The following is a 20,060-nucleotide window of genomic DNA, read 5'->3' as shown; positions in this document are numbered from 1 at the left end:
GATCACTCTCGACGAGGAGCGGGCATGCAGTTCGGACGCAGCTATGAGGAGTTCGAGGTCGGTGCGGTCTACCGGCACTGGCCCGGCAAGACGGTCACGGAGTACGACGACCACCTCTTCTGCCTGCTGACGATGAACCACCACCCGCTGCACCTCGACACCCACTACGCCGCCGGGTCGACGCAGTTCGGGCAGAACGTCGTCGTCGGCAACTACGTCTACTCGCTGCTGCTCGGCATGTCGGTGCCGGACGTCTCGGGCAAGGCCATCGCCAACCTCGAGATCGAGTCGTTGCGCCACGTCGCGCCGACCTTCCACGGCGACACGATCTACGGAGAGACGACCGTGCTCGACAAGTGGGAGTCGACCTCGAAGGACGACCGTGGGGTCGTGCACGTCGAGACGATCGGTTACAAGCAGGACGGCACGGTCGTGTGCATCTTCCGCCGCAAGGTCATGGTGCCCAAGGAGAACTACCTCGAGGCCCGCGGCGGCGAGCAGCCCGGTCGTCCGGTGCCGGTGCCGGACCGGAACTGGCCCGGCCGCGACGTGCCGGCGCCCGAGTCCCACCCCTCCTGACCCCGCAACACACCGAGTAGGTCACAACACACCGCGATCGGACCCCGGCGGGTTGTGACCTACTCGGTGCGTTGCGTTCGTCCACAGCCGGTGCGCCTGCGGCGGCACTGTCCACAGGTGCTGCTGCTGCCCCGAACAGTTGCTCGTTTGCCGCGGAGTCTGCTCACATGGACCCACGAATCGAGGCGCTGGCCGGCTCCCAGGGCGGGGTTTTCGCCGCACACGAGGCCCAGGCCGCCGGGCTCACCAAGGCGGATCTACACCGAGCGGTGCGGTCCCGGCAGCTGGTTCGGGTGCGGCGCGGTGCGTATGTCCGCGCGACCGTCTGGCAGCAGGCAACCGGGGACGAGCGCTATCGGCTCCGTTGCCTCGCAGTCGCCAGATCCAGGCCCGGTGACGCCCTGAGCCACCATGCCGCTATCGGGATGCTGGGTCTGCCGCTCTGGAACGTTGATGCCGACCGCATCGACCTCGTCTCCGATACCGTCCAGAGTGTGCGGCGCGGTGCGGTCTGGCTCCACCCCGATGACGGTGTCGCGGTGGTTCGAGCCGCGGACGCGGTCTGCGTCTCACCTGCTCGCGCCGTCGTGCGGACTGCCCTGACCATGGGCCAGGACTGCGCCGTCGTGGCGGGAGACGCTGCTCTGCACCGGGGACTGGTGACCCTGGACGATCTGATGACCGAGGTTGCCGCCGTTTCCCCGCACCAAGGACGCGGCCGGGCACTGGAAGCCGTTCTGCTCATGGACGGTAGGAGTGAGTCGGTAGGAGAGTCTCGGACCCGCCTCGCGCTTCGACGCCTGGGCCTGCAGCCAGAGAGCCAAGTGGTTCTCCGTGACGAGGAGGGCCGTTTCGTGGCGAGGGTCGATCTGCTCGTGGACGGAGTGGTTCTCGAGTTCGACGGCTTGGTGAAGTACGCGCGACAGCGCGATGCCGAGGATGGTGCGCCGAGGCCTGAGGAGGTCCTCTGGCTCGAGAAACGACGTGAGGATGCGATCAGGAGGTTGGGGCACCCCGTCGAGCGGGTCATCTGGAACGAGCTGGAGCGCCCCGGACTCATCGGCGCGCGGGTTCGGTCTGCCAAGGCGCTCGTCGTCGCTCGTCCGCCACGCCCCGCCTGAAGCCGCTAACTGTTGCATGCTGCAACACACCGTGTAGGTCCCGCCTCACCCGCGATCTGACCCCGGCGTGTTGTGACCTACTGGGTGTGTTGCGGAGTTGGGGGCGGGCCGGGAGCGGGGCGGCCCTAGGGTGGGGGCGTGGGAGCCACCGGGGCAGGAGCGGGTCCGGTCATCGACCTGCACGCGCACTCGGCGGTCAGCGACGGCACCGAGTCGCCCAGCGAGCTGCTCGCCGCGGCTGCCGAGGCGAGGGTCGACGTCCTCGCCATCACCGACCACGACACGGTCGCCGGCTGGCCCGAGGCGGCGACGGCCGCGCGCGCCCTCGGCGTCACCCTGGTGCGCGGCATCGAGATCTCCTGCGCCTGGCGCCACTCCTCGATCCACCTGCTCGGTTACCTCACCGACCCGGACGACGCGGCCCTCACCGACGAGCTCGAGCGGGCCCGCGACTCCCGGTCGACCCGGCTCGAGCGGATGGTCGCGCTCATGGCCGCGGACGGCATACCCCTGGGTTACGACGAGGTGCTCGCTCAGGTCGGGCCCGGCGCCACCCCCGGTCGACCGCACATCGCGGACGCCCTCATCGCGAACGGCACGATCCGGCACCGCGACGAGGCGTTCCGGTCGTGGCTCGGCGACGACTCGCCGTACTACGTCGGTCACTACGCGCCCGACCCGGTCCGGGCCGTCGAGCTCGTCCGCGCAGCAGGCGGGGTGCCGGTGATCGCGCACCCGTTCACCCGGACCCGGTCCGGCGCGCTGGACGACACGCTCGTCGAGCGGATGCGGGACGCCGGTCTGGCGGGGCTGGAGGCCTACCACCGCGACCACGGACCGGCCGAGATCGCTCGCGCCACGGAGCTGGCCGCACGTCTCGGCCTGCTGCTCACCGGGTCGAGCGACTACCACGGAGAGGGCAAGGTGAACCGGCTCGCCGAGAACACCACGGCACCGGCGGTGCTCGACGCGATCGAGGCCGCCTCGAGCGGCGCCACCGAGGTGCTCAGGCCGTGAGCGTCCCGACCTGACGATCGTGCCCCAGCCCCGTCAGGAGCACGGTCGCGTCACACCTCCGCGCTCGCAGGAGTGGCTCTGTCAGCTGTAGTACCGTGCCCGGTGAAGGGCAAGCTGGGCACCGACGGCGGCGTCGGGAGCGGAGGCGGACATGACGGCCGGCAGCCCGAGCACCTCCCTCACGGGAGTCTGGGTGCTCGGTGGGTTCCAGACGGACTTCGCGCGCAACCTCACCCGTGAGGGTCGCGACGTGTCCGACCTCGTCGGCGAGGTCGTCGACGGCACCCTCGAAGCGGGTCGCACCGCGGCGACGGAGGTGGAGGTCGTCCACGTCGGCAACGCCTTCGGGCAGCTCTTCACCGGCCAGGCCCACCTCGGGGCCGTGCCGGCCACCGTGCGCCCCGATCTCTGGGGCCTGCCGGCAAGCGCGCACGAGGCTGCCTGCGCGTCCGGGGGAGTGGCGCTGCTCGCGGCCATGGCCGACCTGCGCGCCGGACACTACGGCTGCGCCCTCGTGCTCGGTGTCGAGCTGGAGAAGACGGTGCCCGGCGACGAGGCGGCTCGACACCTCGGCGCCGCGGCCTGGGTGGGGCGCGACGGTGAGGGAGCCCGCTTCATGTGGCCCCACGTCTTCAACGCCGTCGCCGGCGAGTACGACCGCCGCCACGGCCTCGACGACGCGCACCTGCGCGCCATCGCCGCGCTCAACCTCGCCAACGCCCGCCGCAACCCGAACGCGCAGACCCGCGCCTGGGACGTCCCCGACCTCACCGGTCCGGACGCGACCGACGACGCGCTCAACCCCGTCGTCGAGGGCCGGCTGCGCCGCTACGACTGCAGCCAGGTCACCGACGGCGCCGCAGGCGTCGTGCTCGTCTCCGACGCGTGGCTGCGCGACCATCCGGGGCGCCGACCCGTCGCCCGGATCGACGGGTGGGGTCACCGCACCGTCGGGCTCGGGCTGCGCCAGAAGCTCGACCGGGACCGGGACGAGCTCTACGTCCTGCCCCACGTGCGTCGGGCCGTCACCGACGCGTTCGACCGGGCCCACGTCACGCTCGAGGACCTCGACGGCTTCGAGGTGCACGACTGCTTCACGCCGTCCGAGTACCTCGCCATCGACCACATCGGACTCACCGGGCCGGGGGAGTCGTGGAAGGCCGTCGAGGACGGGTCCATCGCACCGGACGGCCGTCTGCCGATCAACCCCGGCGGTGGCCTCATCGGTGGCGGGCACCCGGTGGGAGCCAGCGGCATACGCATGCTCCTCGATGCCGCGCGGCAGGTCAGCGGCACCGCGGGGGACTACCAGGTCGAGGGCGCGCGACGGTTCGGCACGCTCAACTTCGGGGGCAGCACCGCCACCACCGTCAGCCTCGTCGTCGGCGCCGTCGACGACTGACCAGCACGTCCGAGATCACCAGAGAACACTCGAGCACCACTGAGAACCACTGCGAGCCAAGGAGGCCCGGATGGATGTCGACATCGTCGGTCGGATGCTCTCGACGCTGCCCGCGGACGACGCCCATCCCTAGCGCACGGGTCCGTGGAGGCCGCAGACCACCGAGTTCCGGGCCGACGACCTCGAGATCGTCGAGGGGGAGGTACCGGCGGACCTCGACGGGGTCTACCTGCGCAACACCGAGAACCCGGTCCACCCGTCGCTCAAGCACTATCACCCGTTCGACGGTGACGGGATGGTCCACGTGGTCGGCTTCCGCGACGGAAAGGCCTTCTACCGCAACAGATTCGTCCGCACCGACGGCCTCCTCGCCGAGCAGGAGGCCGGGCAGTCGCTGTGGGCCGGGCTCGCCGAGCCGCCCTACCTCGCCCTCCGTGAGGACGGCTGGGGCGCGCGTCGCCAGATGAAGGACGCGTCGTCGACCGACGTCGTCGTGCACCGCGGCACGGCGCTGACGAGCTTCTACCAGTGCGGCGACCTCTACCGGCTCGACCCGATGTCGGCCGAGACCCTCGGCAAGGTGACGTGGAACGGCCGCTTTCCCGTCGACTGGGGCGTCTCCGCGCACCCCAAGGTCGACGACCGCACGGGTGAGCTGCTCTTCTTCAACTACAGCAAGGACGCGCCGTACATGCACTACGGCGTCGTCGACGAGGCCGACGACCTCGTCCACTACGTCGACGTCCCGCTGCCGGGGCCGCGACTGCCGCACGACATGGCCTTCACCGAGAACTACGTCGTCCTGGGCGACTTCCCGCTCTTCTGGGAGCCCGAGGCCCTCGCCAAGGGCGCCCACGTCGCGCGCTTCCACCGCGAGATGCCGAGCCGCTTCGCCGTCGTCCCGCGGCGCGGGCAGACGAGCGACATCCGCTGGTTCGAGGCCGACCCGACCTACGTCCTGCACTTCGTCAACGCCTACGAGGACGGTGACGAGATCGTCCTCGACGGCTTCTTCCAGGGCGACCCCGAGCCGCAGGACAACGGCATGGGCAACCGGTGGGAGCGGGCCTTCCGCTTCCTCGCCCTCGACCGCATGCAGGCCCGGTTGCACCGCTGGCGGCTGGACCTGCGCACCGGCCTCGTCAAGGAGGAGCCGCTCTCCGAGAGCATCACCGAGTTCGGGATGATGAACGGCGCCTACGCCGGCGGGAAGTACCGCTACGCCTACGCCGCCACCGGCAAGCCCGCCTGGTTCCTCTTCGACGGCCTCGTCAAGCACGACCTGCACACCGGGAGCGAGGAGCGGTACTCCTTCGGCGAGAACGTCTTCGGCAGCGAGACCGCGATGGCGCCCCGTGTCGGCTGCACCGGCGAGGACGACGGCTATCTCGTGACCCTGACGACCGACATGAACGCCGACGCGTCCTACTGCGTCGTGTTCGACGCGGCCCGGGTCGCGGACGGCCCGGTCTGCAAGCTGCGCCTGCCGGAGCGGATCTCGAGCGGCACCCACTCGACCTGGGCACCCGGGTTGGAGCTGCGCCGGTGGAGCACGGCGGAGACGGCAGCGGATGCCATCGATCTCTGAGCCCGTGGTCGACGAGGTCGACCTCGGCACCGCGCCCACCCGGCTCGAGCCCGGGACGACGAACGCCATCGGCCGCATGCTGGGCCTGCTCGGCGACGAGTGGACCCTGCTCATCCTCCAGCGCGCGTTGCGCGGCACGACCCGGTACGGCCAGTTCCTCGACGAGCTCGCCATCTCCAACGCGGTGCTCACCTCCAGGCTCGCGACGATGGAACGCGAGGGTGTGCTGCGCCGCGTCGTCTACCAGGACCGACCGGTGCGAGCCGAGTACGTCCTGACGCCGCGGGGCCGCGGGCTGTGGCCCGTCACGATCGCGATCTGGGACTGGGAGCGCCAGTGGGTCCCCGGTCACGCGCAGACCCTCCCGGCCATGCGGCACGCCCTGTGCGGGCAGGACTTCGCCCCCGACCTGACCTGCCGCGTATGCCGTGGGGCCGTGCCCTCGAGCACCGTGCACGCCGAGTGGGGCCCGAGTGGGTCGTGGGAGCGGTCCGTCCCGGACTCGGCCACCCGGAGACGGTCGGACGCGCGGGCCGACCGCTCCTCCGCGGGCCTCTTCCCCGAGACGATGTCGATCTTCGGCAACCGCTGGTCCTCGGCCCTCATCGGTGCGTCCCTGCGGGGGCTGACGCGCTTCGGTGACTTCGTCGACGCGCTGGGCGCGCCGCCGGCGCTCGTCGCCGACCGGCTGAGGGCCTTCTGCGACATCGGCGTGCTCGAGGCCCGGGGCCGGCGCGGTCCCGGACGCGTGGGCCGTGCGGAGTACCACCTCACCGCCAAGGGGCACGCCTTCTACCCCGTCGTCGCCGTCGCCATCGACTGGGCGCAGCACTGGTATGCCGCCGAGGAGGGCCCTGCGCTCGTCCAGCAGCACGTGCCGTGCGAGGCGCCGCTCGGGGTCGCGCTCGCCTGCGACCAGTGCTCGGCCGACCTCCACGGCAGCGACATCGAGATCGTCCCGCGTTCGGCCCGACGAGGGGCGCGGTAGCCGGCCATGCCGCTGGCCCGCGGTCTGCACCCGCCGGAGAAGGTCGCCGACTACCGCTCGAGGGGGTGGTGGGGCGAGCAGACCCTCGACGGGCTCTTCGCCGACCGGGTCCGCGCCCGGGGCCCGGCGCTCGCCGTCGTCGACCCCGCCAACCGGGAGGCACTGCTCGGCTCGCCGCCACGCCGCCTGACCTGGCACGAGCTCGACGCCGAGGTCACGGCGCTCGCCGCTCGGCTCCTCTCGCTCGGCCTCGGCCGCGGGGACGTGCTCGGGGTGCAGCTGCCCAACACCGTCGAGCTCGTCGAGGCCTACCTCGCGGCCTGGCGCCTCGGGGTCGTCGTCTCGCCGCTGCCCGTGCAGCTGCGGGAGCGCGAGGTGGCCACGATGTGCGCCCGAGCGGGCGTGACGGCATACCTCAGCTGTGCGCGGTTCGGGGAGCGAGCCCTCGCCGAGGAGGCGGCCACGGCGCTCGCCGACGTCGACTCGGTGCGCGCGGTCGTCGCCTACGGCCCCGAGCGCGAGACGGCCGAGGTGCCCATCGGGGTCCGCGTCTGGAACCCGGCCCCGGCCACCGACGCGGACCGGGACGCGGTGGAGGCCTACGCCGCCGAGGACCCCAACGAGGCCAACGACGCCGTGACGATCTGCTGGACGTCGGGGACGGAGAGCGCGCCGAAGGGCGTGCCCCGCTGCCACATGGACTGGCTCGCCGTCGGCGTCGCGACCACAGAGGCTCCGCAGGTCACCGTCGACGACGTGCTGCTCAACCCCTTCCCGATGATCAACATGGCCGGCATCAGCGGGATGTTCCTGCCGTGGCTGCTCACGGGGTGCGTCCTCGTGCAGCACCATCCCTTCGACCTGCCGACCTTCCTCGGGCAGGTGGCGCACGAGCGCGTCACCTACACGTGCGCGCCGCCCGCGCTGCTCTGGATGCTGCTCGGCAACGAGGAGCTCATGGCGTCGGTCGACGTCAGCAGCCTGACCCGGATCGGCTCCGGCTCGGCGCCGCTGCAGCCGGCCATGGTCCGCGGGTGGCAGGAGCGGCGTGGCATCAGCGTCATCAACTTCTTCGGGTCCAACGAGGGGATCGGGCTGCTGTCGAGCCCGGTGGACTTCCCCGACCCGGACGAGCGGGCGCAGTTCTTCCCCCGGTTCGGGGCGCCAGGCGTGACGTGGTCGACGCGGGCCGGGGAGTGGACCGACACCCGGCTCGTCGACATCGTGACGGGCGAGGAGGTCACCGAGCCCGGGCACCCGGGCGAGCTGCACATCAGCGGCCCGAGCGTCTTCGCCGGCTACCTCCACGGCGAGCAGCTGCCGAGCCCGTTCGACGACCGCGGCTACCTCCGCACCGGTGACCTCTTCGAGATCGCGGGGGAGCGGGGGCAGTACCTCCGCTACCTCGACCGGGCCCGCGACCAGGTGATCCGCGGCGGCATGAACATCGCCCCGGCCGAGCTCGAGGGCCTCATCGCGGACCACCCCGCGGTCGCCGACGTGGCCGTCATCGGCGACCCGGACGAACGGCTCGGTGAGCGCGTCGCGGCCGTCGTCGTGCTGCGTCCGGGCGCGAGCCTGACGCTCGACGAGCTCGTCGGGTGGCTGCGGGGGCGGAGCATCGCCTCGTTCAAGCTCCCCGAACGGCTCGAGGTGCGCGACGAGCTGCCCCGCAACGCGGTCGGCAAGGTGCTCAAGCGCCTGCTGCGTCGGCCTGAAGCCTCGCCGTGACGCGGGAGGAGCTGCTGCGCTCGCTGCGCCTCCCGGTCGTCGCGGCGCCGATGTTCCTCGTGTCCGGTCCCGAGCTCGTCGCCGCGGCGGCCCGGGCGGGCGTCCTCGGGGTGCTGCCGACCCAGAACTGCCGCAGCGCCGGGGAGCTCGACGAGTGGCTGGGCGCCATCGCCGCCGCTGCCGGCACCGGACCCTGGGCGGTCAACCTCATCACCCACCGCACCAACACGAGGCTCGCCGACGACCTCGCCCTCGTCGCGGAGCACCGCCCGCCCGTCGTCATCACCGCGCTCGGGTCGCCCCGACCGGTCATGGAGACGGTCAAGGGCTACGGCGGCCTCGTCGTCGCCGACGTCATCGACCTCGGGCTGGCGCGCAAGGCGGTCGAGGCCGGCGTCGACGGCCTCGCGTGCGTCAGCGCCGGCGCCGGTGGCCACACGGGGCACCTGTCGCCCTTCGCGTTCGTCTCGGCCGTCCGGGACCTCTTCGACGGCCTCGTCACCGTCGGGGGCGGCATCGCGGACGGCGCCGGTGTCGCCGGTGCCGTGGCGGCCGGCGCCGACCTCGTCTACATGGGCACGCGGTTCCTCGCCACCACCGAGAGCCGGGCGGCCGAGGAGTACAAGCAGATGGTCATCGACCACGGCCCGGACGACCTCGTCGTCAGCGACGGCATCACGGGGGCCGACGCGTCGTGGCTGCGCCCGAGCCTCGTGGCGCACGGTCTCGACCCCGACCGCCTCGGCAGCGACGCGGTGCGCGACTACGACGTCGGGGTCGGCGAGGCGAAGCGGTGGTCGCAGCTGTGGGCGGCGGGCCAGGGGCTGCAGGCCATCCGCTCCGTGACGTCGGTGGCCGAGGTCGTCGACGTGCTCGAGCGCGAGTTCCACGCCGCCGCAGCGCGACTCGCGCAGGTCGCGGGCGCGTCGCGCTGAGGCGTGTGGATGTCGTCCGGTCGATGTCGGGTGCGGGTCGTAGGGTGTCGGCGTGACGACGGGACCCGCTGAGCAGACGACCTTCGCCGGCATGCCCACGCCGCTCTACTCGGGCTCTCCGTCGCGGCTGCTCGCCTGGCTCGACTGCCCGCGGCGCTACCGCATGCAGTACCTCGACCGCCCGCGCCCGCTGGCCCGCCCGCAACGGGCGCACACCTCCGTCGGCATCGCGACCCACAACGCGCTCCGCGACTTCTGGGACCTCCCGGCGGCCCGGCGCACGCCGGCCGGGGTCGCCGAGCTCGTCCGCTCGTCGTGGATCGACGTCGGCTTCCGCGACCCCGAGCAGTCCGCCGCGTGGCGCCTCCGGGTCCGTGACGCCGTCACCGACTACCTCCGCGCCAGCGACCGCGACAACCAGCCCGTCGGCATCGAGCGCAGCGTCTCGCTCAAGACCGACGAGGTCGCCATCACCGGCCGCATCGACCGCCTCGACGACCGCGACGGCGAGCTCGTCGTCGTCGACTACAAGACGGGCCGGCAGGTGCCCACCGACGACGACGCGCGCACCTCCCTCCCGCTCGCGCTGTATGCCGTCGCGGCCGCCCGCATGTTCCGCCGGCCCTGCCACCGGGTCGAGCTGCACCACGTTCCCTCCGGCACGATCGCCGCGCACGAGCACACCGACGAGTCGCTGGCGCGCAAGATCGCCGAGGCCGAGTCCATCGCCTCCGACCTGCGCCGCGCCGACGCCGAGTTCAAGCAGGTCGGCGTCGAGTCGACCCGGTTCGCGCCCCGGACCTCGGCGATCTGCTCGTGGTGCGACTTCCGGGCGCACTGCCCCGAGGGCCAGCAGATGGGGCCGGAGAAGTCTGACTGGGCCGGTCTCGAGCCCGCCGGTTACGACAGCAGCCCCGTGGAGCGTGACGATGCCTGACCCGGACCTCCGAACGGCCTTCCTGGCCGCCACCGACCACGTCATCTCGATCCTGTCGCGCGACGACGTCGCCGCGGCCTGGCACGAGCCCAGCGTGCTGCCCGAGTGGAGCGTCGGCGGACTCGCCGCCCACCTCGCGAGCCAGCCGCCCACGGCGGCGCGGCTGCTCGCCGCCGAGCCGGCCGCCGAGGCCATCACGCTCGACGAGCACTACGCCCGCTCGCGCTGGGTCGCCGCGCCCGTCGACGACGACGTCAACGTCTCGATCCGCGCGAGCTCGGACGAGCAGGCGGCGCTGGGCCCCGCCGAGGTGCTGGTCCAAGTGCTCGGGGCGCGAGAGGCGCTCCCTGCGCTGCTCGAGGCGCAGTCCGCCGACCGGGCCGTCCTCATCCCGTGGACGGGCTGGGCGCTGCGCCGTGACGACTTCCTCACCGGCCGGATGATGGAGGTCGTCGTGCATGGCGAGGACGTCGCCGCGAGCATCGGTTTCACCGCCCCGACCCTGCCCGACGAGGTGCTCACGCCGGTCGTGACCCTGCTGGCCCGGCTGGCCGCCGGCAGGCACGGTCAGGGAGCCCTGGTGTCGGCTCTGTCACGCTCCGAGCGTGCCCCACGGACGATCTCGGCGTTCTGAGCCGGCGAACTGACACACTGGGCCGCATGGCGCCCCGCACCCGCACCTCCGGCCCGTCGACGGCGCGCACGGGTGCCGGGACCGACGCACCCGCCGGACCCACGGTCATCGCCCTCGCCAATCAGAAGGGCGGGGTCGCCAAGACGACGTCGGTGGCGAGCATCGGTGCCGCTCTCGCCGAGCTGGGCCAGCGGGTGCTGCTCGTCGACCTCGACCCGCAGGCCTGCCTCACCTTCTCCCTCGGCGTCGACCCCGACACCGTCGAGCGCTCGGTCCACGACGTCCTCACCGGGTCCGCCGAGATCGGCGACGTCGTCGTCACGTGCGAGGAAGGTGTCGACCTCGTCCCGTCCGCCATCGACCTCGCCGGCGCCGAGGCCATGCTCCTGCCGCGACCCGGCCGCGAGTACGTCCTGCGCTCGGCCCTCGACGGCGCCGACACGGCATACGACGTCGTGCTCCTCGACTGCTCGCCCAGCCTCGGGGTGCTGACCCTCAACGCGCTGACCGCCGCCGACGGCCTCATCATCCCCATGCCGTGCGAGATGCTCAGCCACCGCGGCGTCGGCCAGCTGCTCGACACCGTCGCCGACGTGCAGAAGATCCTCAACCGCGACCTCGAGGTGTGGGGCATCCTGCCGACTCTCTTCGACGGCCGCAGCAACCATGCCCGCGAGGTGCTCGCCGACGTGGGGGAGCGCTACGACCTGCCGGTCCTCGAGCCGCCGATCCCCAAGACGGTGCGCTTCGCCGAGGCCCCGGCCGTCGGGCGGTCGATCCTGTCGACGGCCCGCTCGTCCAAGGGCGCGCAGGCCTACCGCGACGTCGCCACGTCTCTGCTCGCGAGACTGTGACCGAGGTCCCATCCGTTCGGAACGACCCGGCGACGGGGAATGAACCGTGGTGAGGCGGCGCTGGACCTGAGAGCGTCGCCACCCACCACGAAGGAGACACCCCCTTGATTTCCACCCCTGCACTGGTCGCACCGAGCGCCGGAGCCGCCTTCGAGGCCCGGACCGTCGAGCACCGCGACCTGCGCGACGACGACGTCCTCATCGACATCAAGTTCGCCGGCATCTGCCACAGCGACATCCACCAGGTCCGCGAGGAGTGGGGCAGCGCGATCTTCCCCATGGTCCCCGGGCACGAGATCGCCGGTGTCGTGTCGGCCGTCGGTGACGGCGTCACGAAGTACAAGGTCGGCGACCGCGTCGGCGTCGGCTGCATGGTCGACTCGTGCGGCGAGTGCGAGTTCTGCAAGAACGGCGAGGAGCAGTTCTGCTCCAAGGGCGCCGTCATGACCTACAACGGCAAGGGCTACGACGGCGAGCCGACCAAGGGTGGCTACGCCCAGCAGGTCGTCGTCTCCGAGCGCTTCGCGGTCGGCATCCCCGACGGCATCGAGCTCGACGTCGCCGCTCCACTGCTCTGCGCCGGCATCACCGTGTGGTCCCCGCTCAAGCGCTGGGGCGCCGGCCCCGGCAAGAAGGTCGCCGTCATCGGTCTCGGCGGCCTCGGCCACATGGCCGTCAAGCTCGCCGCCGCCCTCGGCGCCGAGGTCAGCGTGCTGAGCCGCACCGACGCCAAGAAGGGCGACGGCGAGGCGCTCGGCGCGACGAACTACTACGCGACCGGTGACGAGGGTGTGCTGAAGGGCCTCAAGGGCACCTTCGACATCATCATCAACACCGTCAGCGCCGACCTGCCGATGCAGACCTACATCGGGCTGCTGCGCCCGCTCGGCGTCATCGCCAACGTCGGACTGCCCGCCGGCAACTACGACTTCGCCCCCGGCGCCGTCGTCGGCGGCAGCCGGGTCGTGGCCGGCTCGAACATCGGTGGCATCCCCGCCACGGCCGAGATGCTCGCCTTCTGCGCCGAGCACGGCATCGGCGCGACGATCGAGAAGATCTCCGCCGACGAGGTCGACGCGGCCTACGACCGCGTCGTGGCCGGCGACGTGCGCTACCGCTTCGTCATCGACACCGCGACGATCAGCGCCTGATCCTCGAGCGCCCCGACGAGGGCGTATGCCGTGCGGCCGGGTCCCTCAGGGGCCCGGCCGTCGGCGTCCCCGCCGACACCCCCGCCGACAGCCCCGCCGACAGACCCGCCATGAATGCCCGGCAACACACCGGGCAGTGGTCAGCTCGCGCCGGTTGCAACCGGCGCGGTTGGCGACTGCCCGGTGTGTTGCGGGGTGGGGGTGGTGGGGTCCAGGGCCGGGAGACCGTCGATGGACGCGGCGTTCTTCGTGGCCCGGTAGGTCGCCAGGCCCTCCTCGCCACGGTTGCCGGCCCACCGGGTCAGCAGGTCCCGGTCGGCCTCGTGGCTCATGAAGGGGACGGCATACCCGCACGAGTCGGAGACCCGCTCGACGTCGACGACGACGACACCCCTCGCGCCGGGGTGGTCGGCGAAGAGCCCACGGTACGAGTCGAACTCGACGTCGTGCAGGGTGATGTAACGGCCTGTGCCGTGCAGGCGCACGATGTTCGGCGGCCCCTCGAAGGCGCAGAACATGACGGTGATGCGACCGTTCTCGCGCAGGTGGGCCACCGTCTCGGAGCCGCTGCCGGTGAGGTCGAGGTAGGCCACGGAGTGCTCGTCGAGGACCGCGAACGTCCCGTCGAGGCCCTTGGGGGAGAGGTTGACGTGACCATCGGCATCGAGCGGCGCCGTCGCGACGAAGAAGAGGTGCTGCGCCTCGATGAAGGCGCGCAGGCGATCGTCGATGCAGTCGTGCAGCTTCATGGGAGTCCTCCTCGGTGCCGTGGTCTCCCGCCAGCGTAGGAGCGTCTCCCGGGGCCGACCCGCTGTGACCGCACCGTGGACCCGCAGGCCGGGGCGCGCCTCGTCGGGGTACGCGAAGGCCCGGGCGGGACACCGTGGTGTCGACCGCCCGGGCCTGTCACGTGCTCGGTGCGACGTCAGCCGCTGGGGCTCGACGTCGCGGGGTCACTCCGCAGCGGTGGTCGCGGGTGCGGACTCGCCACGCCCGGCACCGCCCCGACCGGAACCACCACGACGGCGGCGACGCGGCGGACGCGAGGCGCCCTCGCCGGCGTCGGACGCGCCGGAGTCGGACGCGCCCTCGGCGGGGGCCGACGACTCGTCGCCGCCGGTCGCGCCCGCGGCGCCGGCGGCCGCGGCCCCGGCTCCACGCGTACGGCGGCGGTTGCGGCTGCGGCGGGGGCGGCTCTCGCCGTCCTCGGCGGGAGCGGACGGGTCGGCGGACTCGGGGGCCTCGGTCGGCTGGGCGTCGCCGCGGCCGCGGTCGGAGCGCGAGCGCCCCCGGTCGCCCCGGTCGCCCCGGTCGCCCCGGTCGCCCCGGTCACGGTCGCTGCGCTCGCCACGGCCCGCACCGGCGGACTTGCCGTGGCGCTTGCCCGTCTCACCGAGGTCCTCGATCTCCTCGGCGCCGAGGCCCGCGAGCTTCTGCTGCGAGCGGCGCAGGCGGCCCTTGGCATCGGTGGGGATGTCGAGGTCGGTGAAGAGGTGGTCGGAGCTCGAGTAGGTCTCCTGGGGCTCGGGGATGCCGAGGTCCAGGGCCTTGTTGATGAGCGTCCAGCGGTGGAGGTCGTCCCAGTCGACGAACGTCACCGCGACACCGGTGTTGCCGGCGCGCGCCGTGCGACCGATGCGGTGCAGGTAGGTCTTCTCGTCCTCGGGGCACTGGTAGTTGATGACGTGGGTGACGTTCTCGACGTCGATGCCACGGGCGGCGACGTCGGTCGCGACGAGGATGTCGACCTTGCCGTTGCGGAACGCCCGCAGGGCCTGCTCGCGCGCCCCCTGCCCGAGGTCGCCGTGGATCGCGGCGGCCGCGAAGCCGCGCTCGACGAGCTCGTCGGCGACCTTGGCGGCGGTGCGCTTGGTGCGGCTGAAGATGATCGTCAGGCCGCGGCCGTTGGCCTGCAGCATGCGCGAGAGCATCTCGACCTTGTCCATGGCGTGGGCGCGGTAGACGAACTGCTCGACGGCCTTGACCGTGTGGGCGTTCTCGTTCTCGTCGCCCATGGCGCGGATGTGCGTCGGCTGGGACATGTAGCGGCGGGCCAGGGCGACGATCGCGCCGGGCATGGTCGCCGAGAAGAGCATGGTCTGGCGCGAGGCCGGCGTCAGCGACATGAGGGTCTCGACGTCGGGCAGGAAGCCGAGGTCGAGCATCTCGTCGGCCTCGTCGAGCACGACGGTGCGGGCTTGCGACAGGTCGAGGTGGCCCTGCTTGGCGAGGTCGATGAGGCGGCCGGGCGTGCCGACGACGACCTCGACGCCGGCCTTGAGGGCCTCGATCTGGGGCTCGTAGGCGCGGCCGCCGTAGACGGTGAGCACGCGCACGCCGCGCTTGCGGCCGGCGCGCTCGAGGTCGCTCGCGACCTGGACGGCGAGCTCGCGGGTGGGGGCCACGGCGAGGGCCTGCGGCTTGCCGGGACGGGCCTGGGCCTCGAAGCCCTCGTCACCGCGGGCGAGCACGCGGTTGAGGATCGGCACGCCGAACCCGAGCGTCTTGCCCGTGCCGGTCTTGGCCTGGCCGATGATGTCGTGGCCGGCGAGGGCGACGGGCAGCGTCATGGCCTGGATGGGGAAGGGGTGGACGATCCCGTGGTCGGCGAGCGAGGCGACGATGTCGGGGTGCACGTCGAAGTCGGCGAAGGTCAGCTCGACGGCCGGCTCGGCAACGGTCTCGGGGGCCGGCTCGACCGTGGTGTCGACGACGGTCTCGGGCGCGTCCGTGGCGACCTCCGCGTCGGCGGAGATCTCGTGGGGCTGGGTCATGGGCATCTCTCGATCGGCACGAGCACCCCGGCGGTGCGGGAGCTCAGTGGCGCGTGACGGGCCGATCGGAGACTGTCAGGGACGGTGGGTGGCTCTCGCAGTGGTGCGGGCTCCACCGGTGCGCGGGGAGTCCGCGAGCACCATCTGGGCAAACTAAGGGCCGACCGGGCACCGAGTTGTCCGGTCCAGTCTACCGGCATGGGGGCAGAACGCCCGAACTCCTTCACTAGATTGGGCGCATGAGCGACGACGCGGCGCCCGAGACCACCGAGCAGACCCCGCCCTGGGCGCACGCCCAGACGCCGGGCGAGCAGGACGGCGAGCCCGGCTACCTCGCGGCGGTCACCGACCTGCTCGGCGCGCTGGCCTACGGCGAGCTGCGGGCCTTCAGCCAGCTCGCCAAGGACGCGGAGCTCGCCCCCTCACTGCGGCACAAGTCGGCGCTCGCGGTCCTGGCCGCCCACGAGCTGCGCAACTACTCGGTGCTGACCGAGCGGCTCCAGTCCCTCGGCGTCGAGCCGGAGTCGGCGATGCAGCCGTTCGTCCCGGCCGTCGACGCCTTCCACGAGCGCACGAACCCGTCCGACTGGCTCGAGGGCCTCGTCAAGGCCTATGTGGGCGAGGGCATCGCGCAGGACTTCTACCGAGAGATCTCGCGCTACGTCGACGAGGACACCCGGGCCCTCGTCGTCAGCGTGCTCGAGGACACGGGGCAGGCCGAGTTCGCCGTCACCGTCGTGCGGGAGGCCATCGCGGCCGAGCCGCGGCTCGCCGGTCGTCTCGCGCTGTGGGGCCGTCGGCTCGTCGGTGAGGCCATCACCCAGGCCCAGCGGGTCGGGGTCGAGCGCGACGCCCTCGCCAGCATCCTCGTCGGCGCCCCGGGCCGGGCCGGCGCCGACCTCGCCGAGCTGGGCCGGATGTTCGCCCGCCTCACGGACGAGCACTCCCGACGCATGGAGCGCCTCGGCCTCTCGGCCTGACCGCCGGCCGTATGCCGTGCGCCCGGGCCACGCGCCGGTGCGCGGGCCCACGCCACGGGGCACACGGCATACATAGGCAGCTGCGAGCGCACAGGCCCCGGACACGCCGAAGGGCCCGACCGCGTGGTCGGGCCCTTCGGTCGCGTCGTGGGTCAGACCGACTTGTGGCTCATGCGGCCGTACAGCACGATGATGATCGCGGCGACGATGGCGCCGAGGATCAGCGGGATCCAGGCGATGCCGCCGTTGTTCGAGTAGCCCAGCTGGCGCACGACGAACGTGACGATGACGTTGGCGACGATGCCGATGAGGATCGTCACGACGATCGAGATGTTCTGCTTGCCGGGGAGGATCAGCCGACCGAGGGCGCCGATGATGGCACCGACGATGATGGCTCCGATGATGGTGCTGACCATGTGTCACAGCTCCTTCTGGTCACGGGTGACCGTTTGATCCGCGAGGGGTGCGGACGAATATGTGCAACGAGTTCAATGTCCCACCGCTTGAGGCGGGAGTGGTGGATGTGGCGGGTGCCATTTCCACGGGATTCCGCCCATCGACGGACGAAGGCGACACGGCGGCTGACGAGCACCCGCCCTGCGGCTCAACGCGTCTGGCGGTTGCCGGTGATCATGCCGTAGCCGACGATGAGGGCGGCCGCGACGACGACGCCGATGAGGCCGGAGATCCAGTCGATCCCCTTGGTGTCGGTGACACCGGTCGCCTTGTAGTAGATGAAGGCGCCGATGAGGGAGCCGATGGCCCCGAGGACCACGGTGAGCAGGACGCTGATGTGCTGCCTGCCCGGAAGCACCAGTCGGGCGAGCGGTCCCACGATCGCACCCGCGACGAGGGCGGCCAGGATGGTTCCGATCATGACGGCGCTTCCTCCTTCGAGCCCGCGGTGCGGGCGGCGACGACCCGGCGGTCCCGACTCGTTCCCTCTCCCTGTACCCGCCCGACGCTCTCAGGTCACGCTCAGGTTGATGGGAGCAGCGAAAGGGCCGCCGACCCGTCGGGTCGGCGGCCCTTTCACCGCTGCGGGCTCACGTCGTCACGCGAGTGCGAGTGACGCGATCGCTTGCGGCAGAGCTGTTGTCGTATGCGTTCAGTGAGCGCCGAACCCGACGCCACCCTTGCGCTCGGCACCCGTCGTCACGTAGCCGATCGAGGCGGACGGGACGATGATGCGCCCACCCTTGTCGTCGACCAGCTCGAGGACGTCTGAGCCGAGTGCTGCCGTCACGGCGGCGTGGATCTCGTCGGACGACTGCGTCGTCTCGAAGGTGATCTCGCGCGCCACGTTCTGCACGCCGATGCGGACCTCCACGTCAAACCTGCTTTCTCAGTTCCGGTGGACGCGGTCGGCCGCGCCCTGTCGTCACCTTAACCAGCCGGCGTGCCGACCGATTCCCTGGCCGTGCCTGACGGCCGGTCGTCCTCGACCGCGCCGTCGGCCCGCCCGTCCGCGCGACCCACGAGCGGGAAGGCGCCGAACCCCCGGCGGATGAGCGCCGCCGTGATCCGCACGGCCGTCTCCTTGGACAGGGTCGCCTCGTGGGTCAGCCAGTGCCGCGCCGAGGTCTGGGCGAGGCCGACGAAGGCGACGCCGACGAGCACCGCCTCCTCCTGGTCCATCGAGGTCTCGCTGCGGATGATCGTGGCCATCGCCTCGGCGCAGGTGAGGTCGATCTGGTCGAGGCGCCTGCGAACCTCGGGCTCGTTGGCCAGGTCGGACTCGAAGATGAGGCGGAAGGCGGCGCCCTCCTGCCCGACGAAGTCGAAGTAGGCCCGGGTCATCGTGTTGATGCGCGACTTGTTGTCCGCGAGTGCGAGGGCGTCTCGGACGAGCTGCTCGAGCTCTCCGGTGTGCTGGTCGATGAGGGCCAGGTAGAGCTCGAGCTTGCCCGGGAAGTGCTGGTACAGCACGGGTTTGGAGACTCCGGCACGCGCGGCGATGTCGTCCATCGCGGCGGCGTGGTAGCCGTTCTCGACGAACACCCCGAGCGCGGCGTCGAGCAGCTGCGCGCGTCGCTCGGATCGGGGCAGGCGCTGGCCTCGGCCGGGCGGGGTCATCTCGTCTGCCATGCGGATCCTCTTCGGGTCTGGGCGCTCGATCGTCCGTTCGTGCCGTCCGCCACCGCAGACGACCGTGTCCGTCTCACCATACCGAGCAGTACGGTGAGGGCATGCCGACGGATCCGCTGGTCAAGACGGGTCGCGCCCTCAGCACGGCCGAGACGACGAGGTACGCCCGTCATCTCCTGCTGCCCGACGTCGCGCGGGACGGGCAGGAACGCCTCGCCAACGCGCGCGTCCTCGTCGTCGGCGCCGGCGGCCTCGGGTCACCGGCGCTGCTCTACCTCGCTGCGGCGGGCGTGGGCACCATCGGCGTCGTCGACGCCGACGTCGTCGACCTCACCAACCTCCACCGCCAGGTCATCCACTCCGACGCCGACATCGGCCGCCCCAAGACCGAGTCGGCCGAGGCGGCCGTGCACCGGGTCAACCCGCACGTCACGGTCGAGCGCCACGACGTCGCGCTGGACTCGTCCAACGCGCTCGAGATCATCGGCGGCTACGACCTCGTCGTCGACGGCACCGACAACTTCCCCACGCGCTACCTCGTCAACGACGCCTGCGTGATGCTCGGCAAGCCGCACGTGTGGGGCTCGATCCTGCGTTTCGACGGGCAGGTCTCGGTCTGGTGGGCCGGCCACGGGCCCTGTTACCGGTGCGTCTTCCCCGAGCCGCCCCCGCCCGGGTCGGTGCCGAGCTGTGCCGAGGGGGGCGTGCTCGGCGTGCTGTGCGCGGCCATCGGGTCGGTGCAGTCGACCGAGGCGATCAAGCTGCTCCTCGGTATCGGCGAGCCGCTCGTCGGCCGGCTCATGGTCCACGACGCGCTGCGTCAGACCTGGGACACCCTGACGGTGCGGGCCGACCCGCAGTGCCCCGTCTGTGGCGACGACCCGTCTGTCACCGAGCTCATCGACTACGTCGAGTTCTGCGGTGTGCCGGGTGCGGCCGCCCACGACGAGGGGGACCTGCCGACGGTCACCGTCCACGAGATGGCCGAGGAGCTCGCGGCAGCACGTCCGCCGCTCCTCGTCGACGTCCGTGGCGACGAGGAGCGGGCCATCGCCTCGATCCCGGGTGCGGTCGCGATCCACCTCGACCGGTTCCGGTCCGGCGAGGCCTTCGACGAGCTGCCTTCGGACAGAAGGGTGCTCATCCACTGCAAGGTGGGTGGTCGCTCCGCCGAGGCCACCCGGCTGGCGCTGCGCGCCGGGCTGACCGACGTCGCGAACGTCGAGGGCGGCATACTCGCCTACCTCCGGGAGATCGACCCGAGCCAGCCCGAGTACTGAG

Annotated in this window: 21 protein-coding genes; 14 read left to right on the top strand and 7 right to left on the bottom strand. The window is 72.0% G+C overall.

What is annotated here, in order from left to right:
* Positions 1-24 precede the first annotated feature (24 nt).
* From TAE01_RS11125 to TAE01_RS11110, 4 genes are all read left to right on the top strand, one after another.
* Positions 25-579 (top strand): MaoC family dehydratase, encoded by a 555-nt coding sequence (locus TAE01_RS11125; RefSeq protein ID WP_147066383.1) that lies wholly within the window; start codon positions 25-27, stop codon positions 577-579.
* A gap of 167 nt (positions 580-746) precedes the next feature.
* Positions 747-1,700, top strand: a complete 954-nt coding sequence (locus TAE01_RS11120; RefSeq protein WP_147066381.1) for a type IV toxin-antitoxin system AbiEi family antitoxin domain-containing protein — start codon at positions 747-749, stop codon at positions 1,698-1,700.
* Between the two features lie 138 nt (positions 1,701-1,838).
* Positions 1,839-2,717, top strand: coding sequence for a PHP domain-containing protein (locus TAE01_RS11115; protein ID WP_147066379.1), 879 nt, complete (start codon positions 1,839-1,841; stop codon positions 2,715-2,717).
* Positions 2,718-2,868: 151 nt separating this feature from the next.
* Complete coding sequence (locus TAE01_RS11110) at positions 2,869-4,119, top strand: acetyl-CoA acetyltransferase (protein ID WP_147066377.1); 1,251 nt, start codon at positions 2,869-2,871, stop codon at positions 4,117-4,119.
* Here the strand turns inward: TAE01_RS11110 and TAE01_RS20880 are convergent.
* Positions 4,088-4,423 (bottom strand): hypothetical protein, encoded by a 336-nt coding sequence (locus tag TAE01_RS20880; protein WP_246111282.1) that lies wholly within the window; start codon positions 4,421-4,423, stop codon positions 4,088-4,090. The two genes, TAE01_RS11110 and TAE01_RS20880, sit on opposite strands and share 32 nt — an antisense overlap.
* Here TAE01_RS20880 and TAE01_RS11105 point away from each other — a divergent pair.
* The 8 genes from TAE01_RS11105 (at position 4,307) to TAE01_RS11070 (ending at position 12,937) form a co-directional block, all read left to right on the top strand.
* Entirely contained in the window at positions 4,307-5,707 is a 1,401-nt protein-coding gene (locus TAE01_RS11105; RefSeq protein ID WP_246111289.1) for a carotenoid oxygenase family protein, read from the top strand. The genes TAE01_RS20880 and TAE01_RS11105 overlap by 117 nt on opposite strands.
* Entirely contained in the window at positions 5,691-6,695 is a 1,005-nt protein-coding gene (locus tag TAE01_RS11100) for a winged helix-turn-helix transcriptional regulator (RefSeq protein WP_147066375.1), read from the top strand. The genes TAE01_RS11105 and TAE01_RS11100 overlap by 17 nt, the downstream gene beginning before the upstream one ends.
* 6 nt (positions 6,696-6,701) lie before the next feature.
* Positions 6,702-8,426, top strand: coding sequence for a class I adenylate-forming enzyme family protein (locus tag TAE01_RS11095; RefSeq protein ID WP_147066373.1), 1,725 nt, complete (start codon positions 6,702-6,704; stop codon positions 8,424-8,426).
* Positions 8,423-9,361, top strand: coding sequence for an NAD(P)H-dependent flavin oxidoreductase (locus tag TAE01_RS11090; RefSeq protein WP_147066371.1), 939 nt, complete (start codon positions 8,423-8,425; stop codon positions 9,359-9,361). Before TAE01_RS11095 ends, TAE01_RS11090 begins: the two co-directional genes overlap by 4 nt.
* A 52-nt stretch (positions 9,362-9,413) precedes the next feature.
* Positions 9,414-10,298, top strand: a complete 885-nt coding sequence (locus TAE01_RS11085) for a RecB family exonuclease (protein ID WP_246111281.1) — start codon at positions 9,414-9,416, stop codon at positions 10,296-10,298.
* Positions 10,291-10,932 (top strand): maleylpyruvate isomerase N-terminal domain-containing protein, encoded by a 642-nt coding sequence (locus TAE01_RS11080; protein ID WP_147066369.1) that lies wholly within the window; start codon positions 10,291-10,293, stop codon positions 10,930-10,932. The genes TAE01_RS11085 and TAE01_RS11080 overlap by 8 nt, the downstream gene beginning before the upstream one ends.
* Before the next feature lie 26 nt (positions 10,933-10,958).
* Positions 10,959-11,786 carry a ParA family protein gene (locus TAE01_RS11075; RefSeq protein ID WP_246111280.1) on the top strand — a complete coding sequence of 276 codons (828 nt, stop codon included), beginning with the start codon at positions 10,959-10,961 and terminating at the stop codon, positions 11,784-11,786.
* A gap of 104 nt (positions 11,787-11,890) precedes the next feature.
* On the top strand, positions 11,891-12,937 hold the full coding sequence (locus TAE01_RS11070; RefSeq protein ID WP_147066366.1) for an NAD(P)-dependent alcohol dehydrogenase: 1,047 nt from the start codon (positions 11,891-11,893) through the stop codon (positions 12,935-12,937).
* A 140-nt stretch (positions 12,938-13,077) separates the two neighbouring features.
* On the opposite strand, the gene TAE01_RS11065 is transcribed toward TAE01_RS11070, so the two are convergent.
* Together TAE01_RS11065 and TAE01_RS11060 are read right to left on the bottom strand one after the other, a co-directional pair.
* Positions 13,078-13,686 carry a pyridoxamine 5'-phosphate oxidase family protein gene (locus tag TAE01_RS11065; protein WP_147066364.1) on the bottom strand — a complete coding sequence of 203 codons (609 nt, stop codon included), beginning with the start codon at positions 13,684-13,686 and terminating at the stop codon, positions 13,078-13,080.
* Between the two features lie 204 nt (positions 13,687-13,890).
* Positions 13,891-15,711 carry a DEAD/DEAH box helicase gene (locus tag TAE01_RS11060; protein ID WP_147066362.1) on the bottom strand — a complete coding sequence of 607 codons (1,821 nt, stop codon included), beginning with the start codon at positions 15,709-15,711 and terminating at the stop codon, positions 13,891-13,893.
* 239 nt (positions 15,712-15,950) lie between these two features.
* Between TAE01_RS11060 and TAE01_RS11055 the strand changes: the two genes are divergently transcribed.
* A complete protein-coding gene (locus tag TAE01_RS11055; protein ID WP_246111279.1) occupies positions 15,951-16,691 on the top strand; it encodes a ferritin-like fold-containing protein in 741 nt (246 codons plus the stop codon).
* 152 nt (positions 16,692-16,843) lie between these two features.
* On the opposite strand, the gene TAE01_RS11050 is transcribed toward TAE01_RS11055, so the two are convergent.
* From TAE01_RS11050 to TAE01_RS11035, 4 genes are all read right to left on the bottom strand, one after another.
* Entirely contained in the window at positions 16,844-17,107 is a 264-nt protein-coding gene (locus tag TAE01_RS11050; protein WP_147066360.1) for a GlsB/YeaQ/YmgE family stress response membrane protein, read from the bottom strand.
* A gap of 188 nt (positions 17,108-17,295) precedes the next feature.
* Positions 17,296-17,568, bottom strand: a complete 273-nt coding sequence (locus TAE01_RS11045) for a GlsB/YeaQ/YmgE family stress response membrane protein (RefSeq protein ID WP_147066358.1) — start codon at positions 17,566-17,568, stop codon at positions 17,296-17,298.
* 231 nt (positions 17,569-17,799) lie between these two features.
* On the bottom strand, positions 17,800-18,021 hold the full coding sequence (locus TAE01_RS11040; RefSeq protein WP_147066355.1) for a DUF3107 domain-containing protein: 222 nt from the start codon (positions 18,019-18,021) through the stop codon (positions 17,800-17,802).
* 56 nt (positions 18,022-18,077) lie between these two features.
* The gene (locus TAE01_RS11035; RefSeq protein WP_147066353.1) at positions 18,078-18,779 is read right to left on the bottom strand and encodes a TetR/AcrR family transcriptional regulator; all 702 of its coding nucleotides are present in this window, start codon (positions 18,777-18,779) and stop codon (positions 18,078-18,080) included.
* A 101-nt stretch (positions 18,780-18,880) separates the two neighbouring features.
* Between TAE01_RS11035 and moeB the strand changes: the two genes are divergently transcribed.
* A complete protein-coding gene (moeB, locus tag TAE01_RS11030; RefSeq protein WP_147066350.1) occupies positions 18,881-20,059 on the top strand; it encodes a molybdopterin-synthase adenylyltransferase MoeB in 1,179 nt (392 codons plus the stop codon).
* Position 20,060 lies beyond the last annotated feature (1 nt).

Source organism: Terrabacter aerolatus (assembly GCF_007991735.1).
In the GTDB taxonomy this organism is placed as follows: Bacteria; Actinomycetota; Actinomycetes; order Actinomycetales; family Dermatophilaceae; genus Terrabacter; species Terrabacter aerolatus.
The sequence above is the reverse complement of the archived record's forward strand: the minus strand, read 5'-3'. Positions and strand labels throughout refer to the sequence as shown.